At 62.8% G+C, this 21,662-nt stretch carries 28 protein-coding genes and 1 pseudogene; 25 read left to right on the top strand and 4 right to left on the bottom strand.

Translation table 11 applies throughout. From position 1 onward, the window contains the following. Window positions 1-48: 48 nt before the first annotated feature. Window positions 49-484: pseudogene (locus K426_RS19760) on the bottom strand (ExbD/TolR family protein). Between the two features lie 174 nt (window positions 485-658). Here K426_RS19760 and thrS point away from each other — a divergent pair. Both thrS and infC read left to right on the top strand, forming a co-directional pair. Next, a complete protein-coding gene (thrS, locus tag K426_RS19755) occupies window positions 659-2,641 on the top strand; it encodes a threonine--tRNA ligase (RefSeq protein WP_066560569.1) in 1,983 nt (660 codons plus the stop codon). A 127-nt stretch (window positions 2,642-2,768) separates the two neighbouring features. Then, window positions 2,769-3,302 (top strand): translation initiation factor IF-3, encoded by a 534-nt coding sequence (gene infC, locus K426_RS19750; protein WP_013847538.1) that lies wholly within the window; start codon window positions 2,769-2,771, stop codon window positions 3,300-3,302. A 118-nt stretch (window positions 3,303-3,420) separates the two neighbouring features. On the opposite strand, the gene K426_RS19745 is transcribed toward infC, so the two are convergent. From K426_RS19745 to K426_RS19735, 3 genes are all read right to left on the bottom strand, one after another. After that, window positions 3,421-3,807 carry a bactofilin family protein gene (locus tag K426_RS19745; RefSeq protein ID WP_082748717.1) on the bottom strand — a complete coding sequence of 129 codons (387 nt, stop codon included), beginning with the start codon at window positions 3,805-3,807 and terminating at the stop codon, window positions 3,421-3,423. Next, a complete protein-coding gene (locus K426_RS19740) occupies window positions 3,788-4,978 on the bottom strand; it encodes a M23 family metallopeptidase (RefSeq protein WP_066560564.1) in 1,191 nt (396 codons plus the stop codon). The genes K426_RS19745 and K426_RS19740 overlap by 20 nt, the downstream gene beginning before the upstream one ends. 150 nt (window positions 4,979-5,128) lie before the next feature. Beyond that, window positions 5,129-7,429, bottom strand: coding sequence for an EAL domain-containing protein (locus K426_RS19735; protein WP_145907524.1), 2,301 nt, complete (start codon window positions 7,427-7,429; stop codon window positions 5,129-5,131). A 372-nt stretch (window positions 7,430-7,801) separates the two neighbouring features. On the opposite strand from K426_RS19735, the gene rpsL reads away from it, so the two are divergent. The 23 genes from rpsL to rpsE all read left to right on the top strand — a co-directional run bounded on the left by rpsL (window position 7,802) and on the right by rpsE (window position 21,658). Beyond that, complete coding sequence (rpsL, locus tag K426_RS19730) at window positions 7,802-8,173, top strand: 30S ribosomal protein S12 (RefSeq protein ID WP_007686591.1); 372 nt, start codon at window positions 7,802-7,804, stop codon at window positions 8,171-8,173. Between the two features lie 13 nt (window positions 8,174-8,186). After that, window positions 8,187-8,657 carry a 30S ribosomal protein S7 gene (gene rpsG / locus K426_RS19725; protein ID WP_066560556.1) on the top strand — a complete coding sequence of 157 codons (471 nt, stop codon included), beginning with the start codon at window positions 8,187-8,189 and terminating at the stop codon, window positions 8,655-8,657. 152 nt (window positions 8,658-8,809) lie between these two features. Continuing rightward, window positions 8,810-10,903, top strand: coding sequence for an elongation factor G (gene fusA, locus K426_RS19720; RefSeq protein ID WP_066560554.1), 2,094 nt, complete (start codon window positions 8,810-8,812; stop codon window positions 10,901-10,903). A 137-nt stretch (window positions 10,904-11,040) separates the two neighbouring features. After that, window positions 11,041-12,231, top strand: coding sequence for an elongation factor Tu (gene tuf, locus K426_RS19715; protein ID WP_066560553.1), 1,191 nt, complete (start codon window positions 11,041-11,043; stop codon window positions 12,229-12,231). 208 nt (window positions 12,232-12,439) lie between these two features. Further along, window positions 12,440-12,748, top strand: a complete 309-nt coding sequence (gene rpsJ / locus K426_RS19710; RefSeq protein ID WP_007686587.1) for a 30S ribosomal protein S10 — start codon at window positions 12,440-12,442, stop codon at window positions 12,746-12,748. 275 nt (window positions 12,749-13,023) lie between these two features. Beyond that, window positions 13,024-13,779, top strand: a complete 756-nt coding sequence (gene rplC / locus K426_RS19705) for a 50S ribosomal protein L3 (RefSeq protein ID WP_066560547.1) — start codon at window positions 13,024-13,026, stop codon at window positions 13,777-13,779. 3 nt (window positions 13,780-13,782) lie between these two features. After that, window positions 13,783-14,406, top strand: a complete 624-nt coding sequence (gene rplD, locus K426_RS19700; RefSeq protein WP_066560544.1) for a 50S ribosomal protein L4 — start codon at window positions 13,783-13,785, stop codon at window positions 14,404-14,406. Continuing rightward, window positions 14,399-14,716, top strand: a complete 318-nt coding sequence (locus K426_RS19695) for a 50S ribosomal protein L23 (RefSeq protein WP_066560542.1) — start codon at window positions 14,399-14,401, stop codon at window positions 14,714-14,716. The genes rplD and K426_RS19695 overlap by 8 nt, the downstream gene beginning before the upstream one ends. A gap of 2 nt (window positions 14,717-14,718) precedes the next feature. Beyond that, window positions 14,719-15,555, top strand: coding sequence for a 50S ribosomal protein L2 (gene rplB, locus K426_RS19690; protein ID WP_066560540.1), 837 nt, complete (start codon window positions 14,719-14,721; stop codon window positions 15,553-15,555). 5 nt (window positions 15,556-15,560) lie between these two features. Then, window positions 15,561-15,839, top strand: coding sequence for a 30S ribosomal protein S19 (gene rpsS, locus K426_RS19685; RefSeq protein ID WP_046761676.1), 279 nt, complete (start codon window positions 15,561-15,563; stop codon window positions 15,837-15,839). Then, complete coding sequence (gene rplV / locus K426_RS19680; RefSeq protein WP_004208717.1) at window positions 15,839-16,225, top strand: 50S ribosomal protein L22; 387 nt, start codon at window positions 15,839-15,841, stop codon at window positions 16,223-16,225. Before rpsS ends, rplV begins: the two co-directional genes overlap by 1 nt. A gap of 4 nt (window positions 16,226-16,229) precedes the next feature. Further along, complete coding sequence (gene rpsC, locus K426_RS19675) at window positions 16,230-16,925, top strand: 30S ribosomal protein S3 (protein WP_066560532.1); 696 nt, start codon at window positions 16,230-16,232, stop codon at window positions 16,923-16,925. 21 nt (window positions 16,926-16,946) lie between these two features. After that, window positions 16,947-17,378: a 50S ribosomal protein L16 gene (gene rplP / locus K426_RS19670; RefSeq protein WP_066560530.1), complete on the top strand. Its 432-nt coding sequence runs from the start codon at window positions 16,947-16,949 to the stop codon at window positions 17,376-17,378. A gap of 4 nt (window positions 17,379-17,382) precedes the next feature. Further along, complete coding sequence (rpmC, locus tag K426_RS19665) at window positions 17,383-17,586, top strand: 50S ribosomal protein L29 (RefSeq protein WP_007707894.1); 204 nt, start codon at window positions 17,383-17,385, stop codon at window positions 17,584-17,586. A gap of 12 nt (window positions 17,587-17,598) precedes the next feature. Beyond that, window positions 17,599-17,862 (top strand): 30S ribosomal protein S17, encoded by a 264-nt coding sequence (gene rpsQ / locus K426_RS19660; RefSeq protein WP_006960320.1) that lies wholly within the window; start codon window positions 17,599-17,601, stop codon window positions 17,860-17,862. Window positions 17,863-18,028: 166 nt separating this feature from the next. After that, window positions 18,029-18,397, top strand: coding sequence for a 50S ribosomal protein L14 (rplN, locus tag K426_RS19655; RefSeq protein ID WP_007686569.1), 369 nt, complete (start codon window positions 18,029-18,031; stop codon window positions 18,395-18,397). Beyond that, window positions 18,397-18,708 carry a 50S ribosomal protein L24 gene (rplX, locus tag K426_RS19650; protein ID WP_025547274.1) on the top strand — a complete coding sequence of 104 codons (312 nt, stop codon included), beginning with the start codon at window positions 18,397-18,399 and terminating at the stop codon, window positions 18,706-18,708. Before rplN ends, rplX begins: the two co-directional genes overlap by 1 nt. After that, complete coding sequence (gene rplE / locus K426_RS19645; protein WP_066560528.1) at window positions 18,708-19,280, top strand: 50S ribosomal protein L5; 573 nt, start codon at window positions 18,708-18,710, stop codon at window positions 19,278-19,280. Before rplX ends, rplE begins: the two co-directional genes overlap by 1 nt. A 51-nt stretch (window positions 19,281-19,331) precedes the next feature. Continuing rightward, window positions 19,332-19,637: a 30S ribosomal protein S14 gene (gene rpsN, locus K426_RS19640; RefSeq protein ID WP_066560526.1), complete on the top strand. Its 306-nt coding sequence runs from the start codon at window positions 19,332-19,334 to the stop codon at window positions 19,635-19,637. 12 nt (window positions 19,638-19,649) lie between these two features. Continuing rightward, window positions 19,650-20,045: a 30S ribosomal protein S8 gene (gene rpsH / locus K426_RS19635; protein ID WP_021239751.1), complete on the top strand. Its 396-nt coding sequence runs from the start codon at window positions 19,650-19,652 to the stop codon at window positions 20,043-20,045. Beyond that, window positions 20,045-20,578: a 50S ribosomal protein L6 gene (gene rplF, locus K426_RS19630; protein WP_066560523.1), complete on the top strand. Its 534-nt coding sequence runs from the start codon at window positions 20,045-20,047 to the stop codon at window positions 20,576-20,578. Before rpsH ends, rplF begins: the two co-directional genes overlap by 1 nt. Window position 20,579: 1 nt before the next feature. Beyond that, complete coding sequence (gene rplR, locus K426_RS19625; RefSeq protein ID WP_066560522.1) at window positions 20,580-20,945, top strand: 50S ribosomal protein L18; 366 nt, start codon at window positions 20,580-20,582, stop codon at window positions 20,943-20,945. Between the two features lie 2 nt (window positions 20,946-20,947). Continuing rightward, a complete protein-coding gene (gene rpsE, locus K426_RS19620) occupies window positions 20,948-21,658 on the top strand; it encodes a 30S ribosomal protein S5 (RefSeq protein ID WP_082748715.1) in 711 nt (236 codons plus the stop codon). Window positions 21,659-21,662: the final 4 nt, after the last annotated feature.

Genomic DNA, 21,662 nt, shown 5'->3' with positions numbered 1-21,662 from the left:
GGAGCGCTTTGGTAGCTATTATGCTGAAATGCTTGCGACTTTGGCCGGTCAGAAGCGGGCGTAGCGTTCGTTGCCGATGAAACCGAGCTTCTTGACCCGGCGCGGCGGATGTCGGCCAGCACTTCATCCACCATGACGTAGCGGGCGGCGGCATCGGGCTGGAACTGAAGTTCCGGCTCCACGGGCAGGCGGAGCGAAGCGGCGAGATATTGGCGCAGCGTGAGCCGGTCGACGGCTGCTCCGTTCCAGCGGATGACGCCGCTCTCGTCTATGCCGACCTTGTTCTTGACGGTGTCGATGGGAGTCGGGGCAGCTCTTTGGGCGTTTGCGGCAGGTCGACGCCGACGGCGTGCGTCTGGATCGGAATGGTGATGATGAACATGATCAGCAGCACCAGCATCACATCGATCAGCGGCGTGCTATTCATGTCGGACAGGAGCCTGTCCTCTGCGCCCGATTGGGGTGTTGCGAAGCTCAAAGCCATTTGCATCCCTCCTGTTGAAATAATGATATATCAACACATGAAACATGCCTTGAATGGGACGGGCTGGCAAGAGGGCTTCTATTGACAGGGCGGGCGGCCCATTTATGGGGAAGGCGCGGCTTTTTGGGCCGCGCGCAATCTCTCCTTCCAAAAGAAAGACCACCCGTGTCCGCCATGCTCAAGATCACCCTGCCCGATGGTTCCGTGCGTGAAGTCGCGCCCGGCACTACCCCGGCGGACATTGCGGCGGCGATCGGGCCGGGTCTGGCCAAGGCCGCCATCGCCGCGCGAGTCGATGGCGAGCTGCGCGATATCATGCGGCCGCTGGAGGGTGACGCGCAACTGGCGCTGGTGACGTCGCGGGATGAGGCCGACGCGCTGGAACTGGCGCGGCATGACTTCGCGCATGTGCTAGCGGAAGCGGTGCAGGCGCTGTTTCCGGGGACGCAGATCACTTTTGGCCCTTCGACCGACGATGGCTTTTATTATGATTTCGCGCCGAAGGACCGCCCTTTCACCGAGGAAGACCTCCCGCTTGTCGAAGCGAAGATGCGCGAGATCATCGCCGCCGACAAGCCGCTGCGCCGCGAAGTGTGGAAGCGCGAGGAGCTGATCGCCCGCTGGAAGGCCGAAGGCGAGACGTTCAAGGCCGAATGGGCCGCCGAACTGCCCGAAGGCGAGGAACTGACGGTCTATTGGTCGGGCAATGAATGGCTCGACATGTGCCGGGGGCCGCATCTGGCCTCAACGGGCAAGCTCGATCCGGCGGCGTTCAAGCTGACCCGCGTGTCCGGCGCCTATTGGCGCGGCGACCAGAAAAATGCCATGCTTTCGCGTGTCTATGGCACCGGCTGGCTCAACAAGAAGCAACTCGACGCCCACCTGACGCGGTTGGAGGAAGCGGGCAAGCGCGACCATCGCAAGCTGGGCGCGGAGATGGACCTGTTCCACCTCCAGCAGGAAGCGCATGGGTCGGCCTTCTGGCATCCCAAGGGCTATCTGATCTGGCGTGAGCTGGAGGCCTATATGCGCCGCGCTATCGATGCGGCGGGCTATCGCGAGGTCAAGACGCCGCAGGTGATGGACGCGCGCCAATGGGAGCAGTCCGGCCACTGGGGCAAATATCGCGAAAATATGTTCGTCATCCCCGACGAAGTGCCCAATGTTGCCGACGAAGGCCCGCTGGTGTCGGACGATGCCGACTGGATGGCCTTGAAGCCCATGAACTGTCCGGCGCACATCCTGATCTTCAAGCAGGGGATCAAAAGCTATCGCGATCTGCCGCTGCGTTTCTACGAAAATGGCTGCTGCCATCGCAACGAGCCGCATGGCGCGCTGCATGGGCTGATGCGCGTGCGTCAGTTCACGCAGGATGATGCGCATATCTTCTGCCGCGAAGACCAGATCGTGGAGGAAGTCCGCGCCTTCTGTGCGCTGGCCGACCGCATCTACAAGGATTTCGGTTTCACTTATTCGATCAAGCTGGCGCTTCGCCCAGACAAGCGCTTCGGCACTGAGGAAATGTGGGACAAGGCCGAGGAAGAGCTGCGCAACGCCGTTGCGGCGGCGGGGCTGAACACGCCGGAATATGGCTGGGAAGAGCTGCCGGGCGAAGGCGCCTTCTACGCGCCCAAGCTGGAATGGCATCTGACCGACGCGATCGGCCGCACCTGGCAGGTGGGCACCATCCAGTCCGACCGCGTGTTGCCCGAACGACTCGACGCTTCCTATGTGGCCGAAGATGGCGAGCGGCACCGGCCGGTGATGCTCCATCGGGCGATTTTCGGCTCCTATGAGCGCTTCATCGGCATATTGATCGAACATTATGCGGGCAAATTCCCGCTCTGGCTGGCGCCGGTTCAGGCGGTGGTGGCGACCATCGTGTCGGACGCAGATAGCTATGCGCAGGCAGTGGTCGAGAAGCTGCGGGCAGCTGGAATCCGGGCGGAAACCGACGTTCGCAATGAGAAGATCAATTACAAGGTGCGTGAGCATAGCCTCGCAAAAGTGCCGAATTTGCTGGTCGTCGGCCGACGCGAGGCCGATGAGGGCACGGTGGCGCTGCGCGAGTTGGGCAAGGAGGGGCAGAGTATCCTTTCCATCGAGGATGTGATCGCCCGTCTTGCAAAAGAGAGCCGAGCACCCGATATGCAGTGAGGCAGCGATGCCACATGGGGTCGGTGAATCCGCAACTGCGGACTTGCCGACCCTTTCGGCTTTGCGTTAAAGCGCCGCCAGAGTCGTTCTATCAACTACCGTAGGAGAAGCTGCTATACGTCCCCCAATGATGCGCCGCCCGATGGCGCCGCCGCCTAAGTCCGGTCCCCGTTACAATGAGTTCATCACCGTGCCCAAGGTGCGCGTGATCGATGACGAAGGCGAAAATCTGGGCGTGATGTTTACGCAGGAGGCCATGGAGCGCGCTTACGAACTGGGCCTGGACCTGGTCGAAGTGTCGCCCACCGCCGATCCGCCGGTTTGCAAGTTCCTCGACATCGGCAAGTATAAGTACGAGGCCCAGAAAAAGGCGAATATCGCCCGCAAGACCCAGAAGACGCAGGAACTCAAAGAGATCAAGATGCGTCCGAACATCGACGATCATGACTATGATACGAAGATGAAGAAGGTCCATGACTTCATTGGCGATGGCGACAAGGTGAAGATTACCCTTCGTTTCCGTGGCCGCGAATTGTCGCACCAGCAGCTCGGCATGCAGCTTCTCCAGCGCGTGGCGGAAAATGTGGGCGAGATCGCCAAGGTTGAAGCCTATCCGCGCATGGAAGGCCGCCAGATGCTGATGGTGCTGGCGCCGAAATAAGGCTTTGGTTTCAGTTTTACGCTTGTCGGGCAGAGTCTGGATGCAGGCTCCGCCCGATGTGTTTTTGAGATCGGAAGTTCGGGTTTTGGCCAAATGCGGTCGTAGGACCGGGCAATCCTCAGCCGGCGCTGTCGTTGGCGATCAGCTTGAGTTCGCCCACAGTGACCGGCCCATTTTGCTTGTGCGTGAAGCGCCCTTCGATGCGGCTGCCCGGTGCGATCGAGATATTGTCATAGATCACGTCGCCGGTGATGCGGGCGCTGCTTTCCACCACCAATTCCTCTGCCGTGATCGATCCGTCGACCAGGCCCGCAAGCCGCGCGCTTTGCGCCGCGACATGGCCGGTGATGCGGCTGTCCGGCCCCTGCACCAGGGCGGCGCAGCTTATGTCGCCTTCGACCGTGCCGTCGATATGCAGGTCGACGCTGGCGGTCAGGTTGCCGCTGATCGTCACGTCGCTGCCGATCAGGGAGAAGGGGGTGTTCTTAGCCCCGGTTGCCGACATCTGCGAGGCGCGCCGTGGCGATTTGCTGGATCTGGAGAACATCTTTGCGGGCCTCGAGGAAGCGGCGGGGGTTGATGGGATTGCCGTTCACGCGCACCTCGAAATGGAGATGCGGACCGGTGGAGCGGCCGGTCGAGCCCATGCGGGCGATCTTTTCGCCCCGCGTGACGGGCTGGCCGACGCGGGCATCGAAGGCTGACAGATGGGCGTAGCGGGTCATCAGGCCATTGCCGTGCGTGACCTCCACCACATTGCCATAGCCGCTGCGCTGGCCGACGAAGCTGACCTTGCCCGATGCGGCGGCCAGGATCGGCTGGCCCATGCTGCCGGGGAAATCGAGGCCCGCATGGAAGGCGGCATGGCCGTTGAACGGATCGCTGCGATAGCCATAGCTGCTGCTCAGCATCGGCGTCGCGGTCGGTTTGCCGGAGGGGATGGCGAGCAGGCTGGCTTCGAGAAATTCCATGCGGGACAGCGCCTTGGCCAGCTTTTCGAACTCGCCGGGCATCGCGTCCTGCCCTTCCCACGGGACGAAGGGGCCGCCCTGTGCGCGGGCAGCGTTGCGGGCGAGGCTGTCGGGATTGAGGCCGAAGCTGCGGATCGCGGCGGCGGCCTTGTCGGCGCGCTGCTGGACCGCGCCGGTCAGCAGGGCGGCGAAGCGCCGTTGCCGCGCATCGAGCTGGAGCAGCGGTGCAGCTTCGGGCGCGCTGCTGATCCTGGTGTCGAGCTTGTGCGCTCTGGTCCCGGCATCGGCCTTGCCGACCACATCCTGGGCGGGGGCTGCATCCTCCTTGCCGAAATGGGTGCGGTAGAGGTCGTCCATGAAATCCTGCCGTTCTTCCAGCTCATGGACGAGCTGGTCGACGGACTTGCGGTAGGTTGCGACCTGGCTGGCGGTGCTGGCGACGGCCTTGCCCTGCGCGGTCAGGGCGGCGCGGTCCTGCTCGATCCTCGCGCTGCTGGCGGCCATGGACAGAGTGAGGCCTGCCCAACCGATCAGCGCGGACGAGACAAGGCCCGCGGCGACAAGCTGCGCTTTGCGCGAAATGCGGATGAACTTCACCTGGCCGCCCGAGCGCAGGAAAATCTCCCGCTCCGGGCACAGCTTCGAACACTGGGCAGTCATCCTGGCCCAGAGGGCGGCTGCCCCCGTCTTGCTCTGTTGCGACAATTGCGACCCCGCGTATTTTTTTAGTGAACGGGGCGCTAACAAAAGGAAGCGAGTCGCGCGAATCCGGGAGGGCGGACTCGTGACGAGTCGAACGATGAACGGGCTGAAACGTGGAACCGGCCTTGCGGTTCCAGGACGCCGAAAATTTTTCTACGCCGGACCAAGGGTTTCGTAGGCGGGATTCCAACCAAGCATAGGGGGCACATGGCAAGCCGGTGTGGCGGAGCCGAAATGGAAGCCCTGGCCGTAATGGCATCCGCCGGCGCGCAGATAGTCCAACTGGCGCGGATTTTCCACGCCCTCGGCCACGGTTCGGATGCCCAGGCTGTAGGCGAGGTTGAGCACCGTGCGCACGATGGCCGCGTCGTCGGGGTCCGTTTCCACGTCGTGGATGAAGCGCCGGTCGATCTTGATGATGTCGATCGGAAATTGTTTGAGGTGCGAGAGCGAGGCATAGCCGGTGCCGAAATCGTCGAGCGCGATGGAGAGGCCGGCGGCGCTCAGGCGATGAAGACTGCGCTCCACCACTTCGGCGTTGCGGCCAAGGAACACCGATTCCGTGACCTCCAGCTCGATCCGGTGTGGCGGCACGCCGGCGGCGGCCATCTGCTCCAGCAGCCGGTCGGGAAAGCTGCCGTCATGCAGTTCGACGCCCGGCACGTTGATCGCGACATGGCCGAAATCCAAGCCCTCGTCCTGCCAGCGGCGGCAATCGGCCAGCACCTGCGTCAGCATGCGTTCGGTGATGACGCGGCCCAGTTCTGAATGTTCGAAGGCGGCGGCGATCTCGCCCGGCATGATGATCGACCCGTCGGGCCTGACACAGCGCAGCAGCGCCTCGAAACCGATGACCTTGCCCGTCGTCAGGTCGACCTTGGGCTGATACCAGGGCGCGGGCGGCGCGTGGATCAGCGCGTCGCGGGCCCGCTCCAGCATCCGCGCCTCGCGCTGCCAGCGTTCGAGCAGATGCGGTTCGAAAAGGCAGGCTCGCCCGCGGCCGCCATTCTTCGCCTCATACAGCGCGATGTCGGCATGTTTCATAAGGTCGGCCATGTCGCCGGCATGCTCCGGGAAGAGCGCGACGCCCATGGAGACGCGGCAGTCTATGTCGCGCGTGCCGTGGCTTAGCGGGCGGTGGAGCTGGTCGGTCATGCGGGCGAGAATGGTGTCGAGGTCCGTTGCCGTGCGCAGGCGGGTGAGCAGCACGGCGAATTCGTCGCCGCCCATGCGCGCGACCAGATCGCCGGGGCGCACGGCTTCGCGCAGCCGATCGGCCACGGCGCCGAGCAGCGCGTCGCCGGCGTCATGGCCGGCGCTGTCGTTGATCCGCTTGAATTCGTCGACGTCGATCAGCACCACCGCCATCTGTCCGCCGGTGCGGCTGGTGGCGCCGGCCGCCTGGGTCAGCGTCGCCATGAAGTGCGATCGGTTGGCAAGGCCGGTCAGCGCGTCGGTCATGGCGAGATGGGCCAGGTGGCGCTCGGCCTCCTTGCGGGCGGTGATGTCGACGATGCTGGAGAGGATGCAATCCTCGCCGCGTATCACGATCGGGCGGGAGGAAAGCAGGACGTCATGGACCGCGCTGTCGCGGGAGACGATGCGGCATTCGCAATTGTCGATCTCCTGCCCCTTTGCGATGCAGTCGCGCAGGCTTCCCCATGTTCCCGAAACGGCGGTGGAGCCTTCGCCCAGCATGTGGACGCGCGATATGTCGTCCTCCGTGCCGAAAGCGCGGGCGGCGGCATCGTTGAACCGCACCACCGTGCCGTCCGGCCGGGTGACGAGCAGGGGAATGGGCACGCTCATGAACATCCGCTCCAGCGTCTCGCCGTTGCTGGCAAGCGCGGCGCGGGCGTTTTGCGCCATCTGGCTAGCTGTCCATGCCTTGCGCTGCAGGCGGTTGGTGCGCGCGATCGCGATCCACATGCCGCAATGCAGGATCAGGACCGCCATGACCATGCCCGGCGCGGTCGGGGACAGCGGGGCAGGCGCCATATAGCCGATCAGCAGCGCCACCCCGCAGCCCAGGCCGCCGCCGACATTGCCGCGAAAGCTGGTGGGGACGACGAGGTAGAAGATCAGCGGCAGCATCACCAGCACGAAGATGGCGATGTCGCTGCGCGAGGAGACGAGGAAGGCGACGCCGATCGCGGTCGCCACCTGCCAGGCGAAGCAGATGCGCTCCACTGCGCGGAAATTCACCATATGGCGGCTGAAGGACAGGCAGGCCAGCGACCAGAGTATGACAGCGACGCGGGCGGGCACGGCGACCCAGAAATGCGGCGTCCCCGCGAAGCGCCAGTCGCTCAGCAGGAACAGCAGGTTGAGCAATGCGGAAAGCAGGAACAACATTCGGGCATGGCGCTGCGACTCGGGCAGGCGGTCCGCCTGGAAAGCGGCTTCCATGTCCGGATTTTGAAATTCGCCGGTAATCGTCGAAAGCTGGGTCACATCGCTGTCCATATGCGCCTGTCCAGGGCGGCATCGCGTCAGGATAGATTGGCTGTTCTTATCAATTTCCTAATGGCACCTTCACCATATCGGGCTGGAGGCGGAACAACGCCTCTCTGCCTCGTCCTTGACCCATGGGGCCGGCATGGCTATAGGCGCGCCTGCCCAAAGGCCCGGAATGGACGGATTCGTTCGCGCCAAATCCGGTTCTGGGGGCATCAGAGCTGAACATTGCCGGTGCTCTTGCGGCTCCGGGCGGGTTTCCGCCGGGGTCTTTGCTATTTGGAGGCGATTCGTTTGAGGCGGGTCGTTCCGGATGGTGAGAACGCGGGAATGCATGCGGTAAAGTAACTGAAAAAGGTGAAGGGCTTCATGCCAACAATCAACCAGCTGGTCCGCAAGGGCCGCGAGCTGCAGAAGACCAAGTCGAAGGTCCCTGCAATGGAAGCGAACCCGCAAAAGCGCGGCGTTTGCACCCGTGTTTACACGACGACCCCGAAGAAGCCGAACTCGGCTCTCCGCAAGGTGGCGAAGGTGCGTCTGGTCAACCAGCGCGAAGTCATCACCTATATTCCGGGTGAAGGCCACAACCTTCAGGAGCACAGCGTTGTGCTGATCCGCGGCGGCCGCGTGCGCGACCTTCCCGGTGTGCGCTATCACGTGCTGCGCGGCGTTCTGGATACCCAGGGCGTCAAGGACCGTAAGCAGAGCCGTTCGAAGTACGGCGCGAAGCGTCCGAAGTAAGGGAGACTAGAATATGTCACGTCGTCGTCGCCCCGAAAAGCGCGTTATCCTGCCCGATCCCAAGTTCGGTGATATCGTGCTGTCGAAGTTCATGAACAGCATCATGCAGGACGGCAAGAAGGCCGTCGCCGAGTCCATCGTTTACGGTGCGCTCGAAACCGTCGAAACGAAGTCCAAGAAGGACCCGATCGGCATGTTCCATGATGCGCTGAACAATGTGAAGCCCGGCATTGAGGTCCGTAGCCGCCGCGTCGGTGGTGCGACCTATCAGGTTCCCGTCGAAGTGCGCCCCGAGCGCGCCCAGGCGCTGGCCATCCGCTGGCTGATCACCGCGTCGCGCAACCGCAGCGAAACCACCATGGCCGCCCGTCTGTCGGGTGAGCTGTTGGACGCCGCCAACAACCGCGGCAATGCGGTCAAGAAGCGCGAAGACACGCACCGCATGGCGGAAGCGAACCGCGCCTTCTCGCACTACCGCTGGTAACGGGTTTGCGGGCGCTCCGGTGTCCGCTCCCTCCTTTGGTTTTGAAGATCGGTCCGTTCGCCGTGGGGCTACCCATGGCGGACGGATTGGTTTAGGGGCCAGCCGCAAGACTCATTCACTCACCGCCGGCGTGCCGGCAACGGAGAAGCATCATGGCCCGCAGCCATCCGCTCGAACGCTATCGCAATTTCGGTATCATGGCGCATATCGACGCCGGCAAGACCACCACGACCGAGCGCATCCTTTATTATACCGGCAAGTCCTACAAGATCGGCGAAGTCCATGACGGCGCCGCCACCATGGACTGGATGGAGCAGGAGCAGGAGCGTGGCATCACCATCACGTCGGCTGCGACGACCTGCGTGTGGAAGGCCGAAGAGGGCAAGGGCCCCGAGCATCGCCTGAACATCATCGACACTCCCGGCCACGTCGACTTCACCATCGAAGTCGAACGTTCGCTGCGCGTGCTGGACGGCGCGGTCGCCGCGTTCGATGGCGTTGCGGGCGTTGAGCCGCAGTCGGAAACCGTGTGGCGCCAGGCGGACAAGTATAAGGTGCCGCGGATGTGCTTCATCAACAAGCTCGACCGCACCGGCGCCAATTTCTATTATTGCGTGCAGACGATCATCGATCGCCTGGGCGCGACCCCGGCCGTCCTCTATCTGCCCATCGGCGCGGAATCGGAGTTCAAGGGTCTGGTCGATCTGGTCGAGAATCGCGCGATCATCTGGAAGGATGAGAATCTGGGCGCGGAATTCTCCTATGAGGAAATTCCGGCCGATCTCGCCGACAAGGCCGCCGAATATCGCGAAAAGCTGATCGAACTCGCCGTCGAACAGGACGACGAGGCGATGGAAGCCTATCTCGAAGGCAATCTGCCCGACACCGCGACGCTCAAGAAGCTGATCCGCAAGGGTACGCTGAACCAGTCGTTCGTGCCGGTCCTGTGCGGTTCGGCGTTCAAGAACAAGGGCGTGCAGCCGCTGCTCGACGCGGTCGTGGACTATCTGCCTTCGCCGCTCGACATCGAAGACGTGCAGGGCATCAATCCCGACACCGAACAGCCCGACAGCCGCGCGACTGCGGACGACGCGCCCTTCTCGGGCCTGGCGTTCAAGATCATGAACGATCCGTTCGTCGGTTCGCTGACCTTCCTGCGCGTCTATTCGGGCACGTTGACGAAGGGCACTTATCTGAACTCGGTCAAGGACAAGAAGGAAAAGATCGGCCGTATGCTCCTCATGCACGCGAATTCGCGTGAGGACATCGATGCCGCCTATGCCGGTGACATCGTCGCGCTGGCCGGCATGAAGGAAACCACCACCGGCGATACGCTTTGCGCGGAGCGCCAGCCGATCATTCTGGAGCGGATGGAATTCCCCGAGCCGGTGATCGAGCTGTCGGTGGAGCCCAAGACCAAGGCCGACCAGGAAAAGATGGGCGTCGCGCTCAACCGCCTGGCCGCCGAAGATCCGTCCTTCCGCGTCACGACCGATCACGAATCGGGCCAGACCATCATCAAGGGCATGGGCGAACTCCACCTTGAAATCCTGGTCGACCGCATGAAGCGCGAGTTCAAGGTCGAGGCGAATGTCGGCGCGCCGCAGGTGGCCTATCGCGAATATCTCAAGAAGGCCGTCGACGTCGACTATACCCACAAGAAGCAGTCGGGCGGCACCGGCCAGTTCGGCCGCATCAAGGTGAAGCTGACGCCGGGCGAACGCGGCGCGGGCATCATCTTCAAGGACGAGATCAAGGGCGGCAATATTCCCAAGGAATATATCCCCGCGATCGAAAAGGGCATGCGCGAAACCGCGGCCACCGGCTCGCTGATCGGCTTCCCGATCATCGACTTCGAAATCAACCTGTATGACGGCGCCTATCATGACGTCGACTCGTCGGCGTTGGCGTTCGAAATCACCGGTCGCGCGGCGATGCGTGAAGCGGCGCAGAAGGCAGGTATCACGTTGCTCGAGCCGGTCATGAAGGTCGAAGTCGTCACCCCGGAAGAATATCTGGGCGACGTCATTGGCGACATGAACAGCCGTCGCGGTCAGATCCAGGGCACCGACACCCGCGGCAACGCGCAGGTCGTCGAGGCGATGGTCCCGCTGGCCAACATGTTCGGCTATGTGAACTCGCTGCGTTCCTTCACCCAGGGGCGCGCGAACTATTCGATGATCTTCTCGCACTATGACGAAGTGCCGCAGAATGTGGCGGACGAAGTCAAGGCGAAGATGGCCTGATGATTTTTCTCTGGCCGGGCCGTGCAAACGGCTCGGTTAGGGGCTGGTAATCTGTGAATTTGCTGCTATGGACGCGCCTTCGCGAGGCGCGGCCGAGCGGTCAGACAAAAGCTGATTTGATTAGAAGGTAGGATAAAATGGCTAAGGCTAAGTTTGAGCGGACCAAGCCGCACTGCAACATCGGCACCATCGGTCACGTCGACCATGGCAAGACCTCGCTGACCGCAGCGATCACCAAGGTGCTCGCTGAAACCGGCGGCGCGACCTTCGTTGACTATGCCAACATCGACAAGGCTCCCGAAGAGCGCGAGCGCGGCATCACCATTTCGACCGCCCACGTCGAATATGAGACCGAAGCCCGTCACTACGCGCACGTCGACTGCCCGGGTCACGCCGACTACGTCAAGAACATGATCACCGGTGCGGCCCAGATGGACGGCGCCATCCTCGTCGTTTCGGCCACCGACGGCCCGATGCCGCAGACCCGCGAGCACATCCTGCTCGCCCGCCAGGTCGGCGTGCCGCAGCTCGTCGTATTCATGAACAAGGTCGACCTCGTTGACGATCCGGAAATCCTTGAGCTCGTCGAGCTGGAAATCCGCGAGCTGCTGTCGTCTTACGACTTCGACGGCGACAACATCCCCGTCATCCCCGGCTCGGCCGTGAAGGCGCTGGACGGCACGAACGACGAAATCGGCAAGCAGGCCGTTCTGAAGCTGATGGAAGCGGTCGACACCTTCATCCCGCAGCCGGAGCGTCCGATCGACAAGCCCTTCCTGATGCCGATCGAAGACGTGTTCTCGATCTCGGGCCGCGGCACCGTCGTGACCGGCCGTGTCGAAACCGGCATCGTCAAGGTTGGTGAAGAAGTCGAAATCGTCGGCATCAAGGACACCCGCAAGACCACCGTCACCGGCGTCGAAATGTTCCGCAAGCTGCTCGACGAAGGTCGGGCGGGCGACAATATCGGTGCGCTGATCCGTGGCGTGGGCCGTGAAGAAGTCGAGCGCGGTCAGGTTCTGGCCAAGCCCGGCACCATCACCCCGCACACCGAGTTCGACGCCGAAGTCTACGTTTTGTCGAAGGAAGAAGGCGGCCGTCACACCCCGTTCTTTGCGAACTATCGTCCGCAGTTCTACTTCCGCACCACCGACGTGACCGGCGAAGTGATCCTGCCCGAGGGCACCGAGATGGTCATGCCGGGCGACAATGTGAAGCTCGGCGTCAAGCTGATCGCTCCGATCGCGATGGACCAGGGTCTGCGCTTCGCGATCCGCGAAGGCGGCCGGACCGTCGGCGCAGGGGTTGTCGGCACGATCTCGAAGTAATATAGGACCGCAGCGGCGCGAATCGTCTGATTCGCGCCGCTGAGGATTTTAACCGCCCCGGATCGCCTTTCTCCGGCTCCTATGAGCTAGAAGGGCCAGAAACGGGGCGGTAAATTTTTGTTGGCGCATTTTCACAAGTCATTGGCTGCTCCGGCTGATTTTTGAAAATGCTCTAAGTTTTTGGCTCTTTCGCATCGGTACAGGAACAATGGACAGCAACATCCGCATTCGCCTCAAGGCGTTCGATCATCGCGTGCTTGATCAGGCGACCGGCGACATCGCCGACACCGCCCGCCGCACCGGCGCCCTTATTCGCGGTCCGATTCCCCTTCCGACGCGCATCGAAAAGTTCACGGTCAACCGTGGTCCGCACATCGACAAGAAGTCGCGCGAGCAGTTCGAGGTCCGCACCTACAAGCGCATGCTTGACATTGTGCAGCCGACGCCGCAGACGGTCGACGCGCTGATGAAGCTGGACCTGGCTGCCGGCGTGAACGTCGAAATCAAGTTGGCCTAAAGCCAACAAGTCCCTGCTTTCCGAAAGGAGGACAGGGTATCGGGCATTCCGGAGATCCGGAAGCTCAAACGACACAAGGGATACCGCACGGCCCTTCCGGTGAACCGGAAAGGCGCGTGGTTCTGGTCCCCCGTCGCTATTCCCGAGCAGGGGGTGGCATCCAACCCGGACGGGGTGATCTAATATTTGGGTTGGGCCGCGAAGGAGAGATCCTGAGCGGTTTTTTCGTTGGATACGCCCGCTGCTAAGGCGGGCCTCTATGGGAGTAATCAGTGATGCGCACAGGCGTGATCGCTAAGAAAGTCGGGATGACCCGTCTGTTCCAGGAGGATGGACGTCATATTCCGGTTACGGTTCTGGCCCTTGAGGGCAATCAGGTCGTGGCCCGCAAGGAAGTCGATCGTGACGGTTATGTCGCGGTTCAGCTCGGTGCGGGCGTCGCGAAGGTCAAGAATGTCGCCAAGCCGCAGCGCGGCCACTTCGCCAAGGCGGAAGTGGAGCCGAAGGCGCGTCTGGTCGAATTCCGTGTCGCCGAGGATGCGCTCCTCGATGTCGGCGCCGAGATCGCGGCCGATCACTTCATTGCCGGCCAGTTGGTCGACGTTGCCGGTCACACCCAGGGTAAGGGTTTTGCCGGCGCCATGAAGCGCTGGGGCTTCGGCGGCATGCGCGCCACCCACGGCGTGTCCATCAGCCACCGTGCCCATGGTTCGACCGGTAACCGTCAGGATCCGGGCCGCGTCTTCAAGAACAAGAAGATGGCGGGTCACATGGGTGATCGCGAACGGACCCAGCAGAATCTCGAAATCGTCCGCACGGACGTCGAGCGCGGCCTGCTGTTCGTCAAGGGCAGCGTTCCGGGCGCCAAGGGTACCTGGCTGACTGTCAGCGACGCCGTCAAGGTGAAGCGTCCGGCTGATGCGCCCTATCCGGCGAGCCTCAAGGCTGCCGCCAACAGCAACTCTGCTCCGGCTGAGACGCCTGCTCCTGAAGCGGCTGCTCCCGAAGCGACCGAAGGCCAGGAGGGCTAATCCATGAAGGTCAAGGTACAGACCCTCGACGCGCAGACCGCTGGTGATGTGGAGCTGAACGATGCCGTGTTCGGTATCGAGCCCCGCACCGACATTCTGCACCGCGTCGTCACCTGGCAGCTCGAAAAGCGCCGGGCTCCGACCCGCGCCACCCGTGAGCGTTCGGACGTTGCCCGCACCGGCAAGAAGTTCGGTCGCCAGAAGGGCGGCGGTACGGCTCGTCACGGCGATCGCCGCGCTCCCGTCTTTATCGGCGGTGGTAAGGCTCACGGCGCCCGCGCCCGCACCTTCGGTCACGACCTCAACAAGAAGGTTCGTGCGCTCGGCCTGAAAATGGCCCTGTCGTCGAAGGTTAAGAGCGGTTCGCTGATCGTTCTCGACAATCTCGATGTGGCGGAAGGCAAGACCAAGGCTCTGGTCGCGCACCTTGCCAAGCTGAACCTCAACAAGGCGCTGTTCATCGACGGCGACGCGGTGAATGTCAGCTTCGCGAAGGCTTCGGCCAACATCATCGGCGTGAACCTGCTGCCGGCCGTCGGCGCCAACGTTTACGACATCCTGAAGGCCGACTCGCTGGTGCTGACCCGCGCCGCGGTCGAAAAGCTGGAGGCCCGTTTCAATGGCTAAGAAAGAAGCCGCGACCGTGGACAACCGTCATTATGACGTCGTTGTCGCGCCGGTGATCACCGAGAAGTCGACCCTTCTCTCCGAGAACAACGCCGTGGTCTTCAAGGTCGCCAATGACGCGTCCAAGCCGGAGATCAAGGCCGCCGTCGAGGCGATCTGGGGGGTGAGCGTCAAGAGCGTGAACACGCTGGTCGCCAAGGGCAAGACCAAGAAGTGGAAGGGCAAGCCCTACACCCGCTCGGACGTGAAGAAGGCGATCGTTCGCCTGGCTGATGGCCAATCGATCGACATCACCGAAGGAGTGCGCTGACCATGGCGCTGAAGACATATAACCCGACGAGCCCGGCCCAGCGCGGCCTGATCCTCGTCGACCGCAGCGGCCTGCACAAAGGCAAGCCCGTCAAGGCGCTGACCGAAGGCAAGCGCAAGACCGGCGGCCGCAACAACAAGGGCCATGTGACCTCGCGCGGCATCGCCGGCGGTCACAAGCAGCGCTACCGCATCATCGACTTCAAGCGTCGCTTGTGGGACGTTGAGGGCACGGTCGAGCGTCTGGAATATGACCCCAACCGCACCGCCTTCATCGCGCTGGTCAACTATCCCGACGGCACCCAGGCCTATATCCTGGCGCCGCAGCGTCTGGCCCCCGGTGACAAGGTCATCGCGGGCAAGAAGACCGACGTGAAGCCGGGCAATGCGATGGAACTCGGCCAGATGCCGGTCGGCACCATCATCCACAATATCGAGATGAAGCCCGGCAAGGGCGGTCAGCTCTGCCGTTCGGCGGGCACCTATGCCCAGTTGGTCGGTCGCGATCGTGGCATGGTGATGGTCCGCCTGTCCTCGGGCGAGCAGCGCTATATCCGTTCGGACTGCATGGGCACCGTCGGTGCCGTGTCGAACCCGGACAATGCCAACACCAATCTCGCCAAGGCCGGTCGTAACCGCTGGCTCGGCAAGCGTCCGCTGACGCGCGGTGTGGCGAAGAACCCGGTCGATCACCCGCATGGCGGTGGTGAAGGCCGGACCTCGGGCGGCCGTCATCCGGTCACGCCCTGGGGCAAGCCGACCAAGGGTGCGCGCACCCGCCACAACAAGGCGACGGACAAGTTCATCATCCGTAGCCGCCACGCGAAGAAGAAGAGGTAAGCGAGATGGCTCGTTCCGTCTGGAAAGGTCCGTTCGTGGACCTCAGCCTTCTGAAGAAGGCGGAAACCGCGCAGGACGCCGGTGGCCGTTCGGGTCCGATCAAGACTTGGTCGCGCCGTTCCACCATCCTGCCGCAGTTCGTTGGCCTGACGTTCAACGTCTATAATGGCCGCAAGCATGTGCCGGTCTCGGTGAACGAGGAAATGGTGGGTCACAAGCTGGGCGAATTCGCCCCGACCCGCTACTTCCCCGGCCACGCCGCCGACAAGAAGGGCAAGCGCTAATGAGCAAGGAAAAGGCTCCCCGTCGCGTCGCCGACAATGAGGCGCTGGCCGTTGGCACGCAGATCCGTGGTTCGGCCCAGAAGCTGAACCTGGTCGCCACGCTCATCCGCGGCCGCAAGGTCGAGGACGCGCTGAACATCCTCGCCTTCTCCAAGAAGGCGATGGCGGTCGACGTGCGCAAGGTGCTGGCTTCGGCCATCGCCAATGCGGAAAATAATCACAATCTGGACGTCGACGCGCTGGTCGTCGCGGAAGCATCGGTGGGCAAGAGCTTCACCCTGAAGCGCTTCCACGCCCGCGGCCGCGGCAAGTCGACCCGGATCCTCAAGCCCTTCAGCCGCGTGCGCATTGTCGTGCGTGAAGCTGGCGAAGAAGCGGAGGCGTAAGCACATGGGTCACAAGAGCAATCCGATCGGTCTGCGTCTTCAGATCAACCGTACCTGGGACAGCCGTTGGTATGCCGAAGGCGCCGACTATGGCCGTCTGCTGCTGGAAGATCTCAAGATCCGCAAGTTCATCATGAAGTCGCTGCCGCAGGCCGCGATTTCGAAGGTGGTGATCGAGCGTCCCGCCAAGCTGTGCCGCGTGTCGATCTACGCTGCCCGTCCCGGTGTCATCATCGGCAAGAAGGGCGCGGACATTGAGAAGCTGCGCAAGAAGCTGGGCGCGCTCACGTCTTCGGACGTGTCGCTGAACATCGTCGAAATTCGCAAGCCGGAAGTCGATTCGAAGCTGGTGGCGCAGGGCATTGCCGATCAGTTGGAGCGCCGCGTGGCGTTCCGCCGCGCGATGAAGCGCGCGGTGCAGTCGGCTCTGCGTCTGGGCGCCGAAGGCATCAAGATCACCTGCGGCGGCCGTCTGGGCGGCGCGGAGATCGCCCGCGTCGAATGGTATCGCGAAGGCCGCGTTCCGCTGCACACGCTGCGTGCGAACGTCGACTATGCCGAAGCCGAAGCCCACACCGCTTATGGCGTTTGCGGCATCAAGGTCTGGATCTTCAAGGGTGAGATCCTGGGTCATGATCCGATGGCCACCGACCGGCTGATGCTGGAGGCTCAGACCTCCGGCGTGCGCCCGGCGCGCTGAGAATAAGGTAGGTATAGCGTCATGCTGCAACCGAAGAAAATGAAGTTCCGCAAGACCTTCAAGGGCCGGATCAAGGGCGATGCCAAGGGTGGCGCCGCTCTGAACTTTGGCTCCTATGGTCTCAAGGCTCTGGAGCCTGAACGGATCACCGCGCGTCAGATCGAAGCGGCTCGTCGTGCGATCACCCGCCACATCCGCCGGCAGGGCCGTTTGTGGATCCGCGTGTTTCCCGACGTTCCCGTGTCGAAGAAACCCGCCGAAGTCCGTCAGGGCAAGGGCAAGGGTTCGGTCGAATATTGGGCCGCCCGCGTCAAGCCGGGCCGCATCCTGTTCGAACTGGACGGCGTTCCCGGCCCGCTCGCAGCAGAGGCCTTCTCGCGCGCCGCGATGAAGCTGCCCATCAAGACCAAGGTCGTTGCCCGCCTCGGCGACACCTCGCATCTGGAGGGTTAAGCACATGGCGAATGTCGCAGACCTGAAGACCAAGACGGACGACGAGCTGTCGACCGAACTCAACAACCTGAAGCGCGAGCAGTTCAACCTGCGTTTCCAGGCGGCCACCAACCAGCTGGAAAAGCCCAGCCGGGTCAAGGAAGTCCGCCGGTCGATTGCGCAGATCAAGACCCTGCAGACCGAGCGTAACCGCTCGGCCGCGAAGTAAAGGAAACACACGATGCCCAAGCGCGTGCTGACGGGAACGGTGGTTTCCGACAAGACCGACAAGACGGTGGTGGTTCGCGTGGAGCGCAAGGTGAAGCATGCGCTCTACGGCAAGATCATCCGCCGTTCGAAGAAGTACCATGCCCATGATGAGGGCAATGTCTACAAGGAAGGCGAAACGGTCCGCATCGAAGAGACCGCTCCGATTTCCAAGCTCAAGACCTGGAAGGTCATCGAGCGCGTGGACACCCACAAGTCGCCGGAAACGGCAGCCTGAGGGAAGGCTCACTGACTCTTTGAGTCATATGCGCAACGCGGGGCTGGCCTTTTCCTCAAGGAAAGGGTACAGGCCCGCGCTTCGCGTAGAGACTCAAGGGTCCAGGCACGAAATTCGGAACCGCCGGGAATCATTCCGGTAGGCCAAATAAGAAGGAACCGGATCCATGATCCAGATGCAATCCAATCTTGACGTCGCTGACAACAGCGGCGCCAAGCGCGTCCAGTGCATCAAGGTGCTGGGCGGCTCGAAGCGGCGCTTCGCGAGCGTGGGCGACATCATCGTCGTCTCGATCAAGGAAGCTGCGCCTCGTGGCAAGGTGAAGAAGGGTGACGTGCATCGCGCCGTCATCGTGCGCACCGCCAAGGACGTGCGTCGCGCTGATGGCAGCGTGATTCGCTTCGACGGCAATGCCGCTGTGCTCATCAACAAGAACGAGGAGCCGATCGGCACCCGTATCTTTGGCCCGGTCGTTCGCGAACTGCGCGCCAAGAAGCACATGAAGATCATCTCGCTTGCCCCCGAGGTGCTGTAATGAGCGCTGCGAAGATCAAGAAGGGCGACAAGGTCGTCATCCTGGCCGGCAAGGACAAGGGCCGCACCGGCGCCGTCCTGCAGGTGCTGCCGAAGGAGGACAAGGTTCTCGTCGAAGGCATCAATGTGCATGCGCGTCACCGCAAGCCCGACCAGGCGAACCCGCAGGGCGGCATCGAGCGTAAGCCGGCGCCGCTTCACATTTCGAACGTCGCTGTCGCTGACAAGGATGGCAAGCCGACCCGCGTCCGTTTCGAGGATCGCGACGGCAAGAAGGTCCGCGTCGCCGTCAAGTCCGGTGAGGTGCTGTAATGAGCGACAAATATACGCCGCGCTCGAAGGCGCAGTATGACGCCGAAATCGCCAAGGCGATGACCGAGAAGTTCGGTTACAAGAACGTCATGCAGGTTCCGAAGATCGAGAAGATCACGCTCAACATGGGCGTGGGCGAAGCGACCCAGGACAAGAAAAAGGTCACGCAGGCCGCCGAGGAAATGGAACTGATCGCTGGCCAGAAGCCGGTCATCACCAAGGCTCGCAAGTCGATCGCGCAGTTCAAGCTGCGTGAAGGCATGCCCATCGGCGCCAAGGTCACGCTGCGCCGCGAGCGCATGTACGAGTTTCTTGATCGTCTGATCAACATCGCTCTGCCCCGCGTGCGCGACTTCCGTGGTCTCAATCCGAAGAGCTTCGATGGCCGTGGCAACTATGCCTTCGGCATCAAGGAGCAGTTGATCTTCCCGGAGATCAACTATGACCGCATCGACAAGGTGCGCGGCATGGACATCATCGTGACCACCACGGCGAAGACGGACGAGGAAGCGCGCGAACTGCTGCGCCTCTTCGGCTTCCCCTTCCCGCTCGAAGAGAAGCAGGCGGCCTAATCTGGCCCCGCTTCTCTCCCAACGCTTAAGCTAAGGAAGAGAACTTAAGTCATGGCGAAACTGAGTTCGATCAACAAGAACGAGCGCCGCAAGAAGCTGGTGAAGAAATATGCCGGCCGCTATGCGAAGCTCAAGGCGATCGCGAATGATACGACCGCTGATGACGGCGATCGTCTGATCGCGCGTCTGAAGATGGCGGAGATCCCCCGCAACGGCAACCCGACCCGCGTGCGTAACCGCTGCGAGCTGACGGGCCGTCCCCGGGCCTACTACCGCAAATTCCGTCTCTGCCGCGTGCAGCTGCGTGATCTGGCCAACAAGGGCCTGATCCCCGGCGTCACCAAGTCGAGCTGGTAAGGATCATTTGAGATGGCATTGACCGATCCCCTGGGTGATATGCTCACCCGCATCCGCAACGGGCAGCAGGCGAAGAAGGACAGCGTTGTGTCCCCCGCTTCGAAGCTGCGCGCCCGCGTGCTCGACGTGCTCCAGCGCGAAGGTTACATCCGTGGCTATTCCGAGGAAGCCCTCGGCAAGCACCCCGGCCTGCGCATCGAGCTGAAATATTTCGAGGGCCAGCCGGCGATCAAGCATGTCGCCCGCGTGTCCAAGCCTGGCCGCCGCGTCTATTCGGGTTCGAAGGAACTGCCGGTGGTGCGCAATGGCCTGGGCATCACCATTGTCTCGACGCCCCGTGGCGTTCTGTCCGACGCCGAAGCGCGCGAGCAGAATGTCGGCGGCGAAGTGCTGGCGGAGGTGTTCTGATGAGCCGCACGGGTAAGAAGCCGATCGCCGTGCCTTCGGGCGTGACGGCGTCGATCGAAGGCGGGCAGTTGTCGGTCAAGGGGCCCAAGGGCACCCTGGCGTTGCAGTTGCGCGACGAGATCAGCTACACGATCGAGGACGGCAGCATTTTGGTGAAGCCGGCCAACGACACCAAAGCGGCGCGCGCCTTCTGGGGCATGCAGCGCACGCTGATCCAGAACCTTGTCACTGGCGTGACCGAGGGCTTCTCCAAGAAGCTGCTGATCACCGGTGTCGGCTACCGCGCCAATTCGCAGGGCAAGACCCTGAAGTTGCAGCTCGGCTACAGCCACGACGTCGATTTCGAGATTCCGGAAGGGATCGAGATCAAGACCCCGGATAACACCACGGTCGAGATCAGCGGCATCGACAAGCAGAAGGTCGGTCAGGTCGCCGCCGAGATCCGTCGCTGGCGCAAGCCCGAACCCTATAAGGGCAAGGGCATCAAATACGCCGGCGAGTTCATCTTCCGCAAGGAAGGGAAGAAGAAGTAAGATGGCAAAGCTTTCCCTCTTCGCGCGGCGTCGTCGCCGCGTTCGCACAGCGCTCAAGGCGGTTTCTGGCCACAAGCCCCGCCTCAGCGTCCACCGTTCGGGCCGTCACATCTACGCCCAGGTCATTGACGATGCGCAGGGCAAGACCCTGGCCGCCGCGTCGACCCTGGACAAGGATATCGGGGCCAAGGCTCTGGGCAAGACCGGCGCCTCTTCCGAAGCCGCAGCCGAAGTCGGCAAGCGCGTTGCCGCTGCGGCAACCGCTGCCGGCGTCACCAAGGTCGTGTTCGACCGTGGAGGCTTCCTCTTCCATGGCCGCGTCAAGGCGCTGGCCGATGCGGCCCGTGAAGCCGGGCTGGAGTTCTGATCATGGCTGACGAAAACACCATTGAAGCCGGCGCCCCCACCGAGGGCGTCGAGGCTGCACCGACCGAAGGTCGCGGTCCCGGCCGTGGCCGTGGTCGCGGCGGCGATCGCAACCGTGGCGAGCGCGGCGGCCGTGGCCGTCGTGATGACCGTCGCGGCAACCGCGACGAGGAGCAGGGCGAAGAGCTGATCGAGAAGCTGGTTCACATCAACCGCGTCTCGAAGACCGTCAAGGGCGGTAAGCGCTTCGGTTTCGCCGCTCTGGTCGTGGTCGGTGACGGCAAGGGCCGCGCGGGCTTCGGCCATGGCAAGGCGCGCGAAGTGCCCGAAGCCATCAGCAAGGCGACCGCTTCGGCCAAGAAGGCGATGGTTCGCGTTCCGCTGAAGGAAGGCCGCACGCTGCATCATGATGGCCTCGGCCATTTCGGTGCGGGCAAGGTGACGGTCCGTTCGGCGCCTGCCGGTACCGGCATCATCGCAGGCGGTCCGATGCGCGCCGTGTTCGAGAGCCTCGGCGTCGCTGACGTCGTGACCAAGTCGAACGGCACGTCCAACCCCTATAACATGATCCGTGCGACCTTCGCGGCGCTGGGCGAACAGACCAGCCCGAAGTCGGTGGCGCAGCGTCGCGGCAAGAAGGTCGCTGACCTTCTCCGTCGCGGCGGCGCCTCGGCCGAAGTCGCGCAGGCTGATGCCGAAGCGATTGCGGAGTAAGACG

Source organism: Sphingobium sp. TKS, assembly GCF_001563265.1.
GTDB lineage: Bacteria > Pseudomonadota > Alphaproteobacteria > Sphingomonadales > Sphingomonadaceae > Sphingobium.
This window is presented reverse-complemented; position numbering and strand designations above follow the sequence as displayed.

Coding starts and splice junctions, on each gene's coding strand:
- rpmC (WP_007707894.1), top strand. CDS start 17,383: ATGGCGAATGTCGCAGACCTGAAGACCAAGACGGACGACGAGCTGTCG.
- rpsN (WP_066560526.1), top strand. CDS start 19,332: ATGGCGAAACTGAGTTCGATCAACAAGAACGAGCGCCGCAAGAAGCTG.
- rplF (WP_066560523.1), top strand. CDS start 20,045: ATGAGCCGCACGGGTAAGAAGCCGATCGCCGTGCCTTCGGGCGTGACG.
- tuf (WP_066560553.1), top strand. CDS start 11,041: ATGGCTAAGGCTAAGTTTGAGCGGACCAAGCCGCACTGCAACATCGGC.
- rpsE (WP_082748715.1), top strand. CDS start 20,948: ATGGCTGACGAAAACACCATTGAAGCCGGCGCCCCCACCGAGGGCGTC.
- rplP (WP_066560530.1), top strand. CDS start 16,947: ATGCTGCAACCGAAGAAAATGAAGTTCCGCAAGACCTTCAAGGGCCGG.
- rplE (WP_066560528.1), top strand. CDS start 18,708: ATGAGCGACAAATATACGCCGCGCTCGAAGGCGCAGTATGACGCCGAA.
- rplC (WP_066560547.1), top strand. CDS start 13,024: ATGCGCACAGGCGTGATCGCTAAGAAAGTCGGGATGACCCGTCTGTTC.
- fusA (WP_066560554.1), top strand. CDS start 8,810: ATGGCCCGCAGCCATCCGCTCGAACGCTATCGCAATTTCGGTATCATG.
- rpsH (WP_021239751.1), top strand. CDS start 19,650: ATGGCATTGACCGATCCCCTGGGTGATATGCTCACCCGCATCCGCAAC.
- rpsG (WP_066560556.1), top strand. CDS start 8,187: ATGTCACGTCGTCGTCGCCCCGAAAAGCGCGTTATCCTGCCCGATCCC.
- infC (WP_013847538.1), top strand. CDS start 2,769: ATGATGCGCCGCCCGATGGCGCCGCCGCCTAAGTCCGGTCCCCGTTAC.
- thrS (WP_066560569.1), top strand. CDS start 659: ATGCTCAAGATCACCCTGCCCGATGGTTCCGTGCGTGAAGTCGCGCCC.
- rpsJ (WP_007686587.1), top strand. CDS start 12,440: ATGGACAGCAACATCCGCATTCGCCTCAAGGCGTTCGATCATCGCGTG.
- rpsS (WP_046761676.1), top strand. CDS start 15,561: ATGGCTCGTTCCGTCTGGAAAGGTCCGTTCGTGGACCTCAGCCTTCTG.
- rplX (WP_025547274.1), top strand. CDS start 18,397: ATGAGCGCTGCGAAGATCAAGAAGGGCGACAAGGTCGTCATCCTGGCC.
- K426_RS19745 (WP_082748717.1), bottom strand. CDS start 3,807: ATGTCGGCAACCGGGGCTAAGAACACCCCCTTCTCCCTGATCGGCAGC.
- rplD (WP_066560544.1), top strand. CDS start 13,783: ATGAAGGTCAAGGTACAGACCCTCGACGCGCAGACCGCTGGTGATGTG.
- rpsQ (WP_006960320.1), top strand. CDS start 17,599: ATGCCCAAGCGCGTGCTGACGGGAACGGTGGTTTCCGACAAGACCGAC.
- rplV (WP_004208717.1), top strand. CDS start 15,839: ATGAGCAAGGAAAAGGCTCCCCGTCGCGTCGCCGACAATGAGGCGCTG.
- rplR (WP_066560522.1), top strand. CDS start 20,580: ATGGCAAAGCTTTCCCTCTTCGCGCGGCGTCGTCGCCGCGTTCGCACA.
- K426_RS19695 (WP_066560542.1), top strand. CDS start 14,399: ATGGCTAAGAAAGAAGCCGCGACCGTGGACAACCGTCATTATGACGTC.
- rplN (WP_007686569.1), top strand. CDS start 18,029: ATGATCCAGATGCAATCCAATCTTGACGTCGCTGACAACAGCGGCGCC.
- rplB (WP_066560540.1), top strand. CDS start 14,719: ATGGCGCTGAAGACATATAACCCGACGAGCCCGGCCCAGCGCGGCCTG.
- rpsL (WP_007686591.1), top strand. CDS start 7,802: ATGCCAACAATCAACCAGCTGGTCCGCAAGGGCCGCGAGCTGCAGAAG.
- rpsC (WP_066560532.1), top strand. CDS start 16,230: ATGGGTCACAAGAGCAATCCGATCGGTCTGCGTCTTCAGATCAACCGT.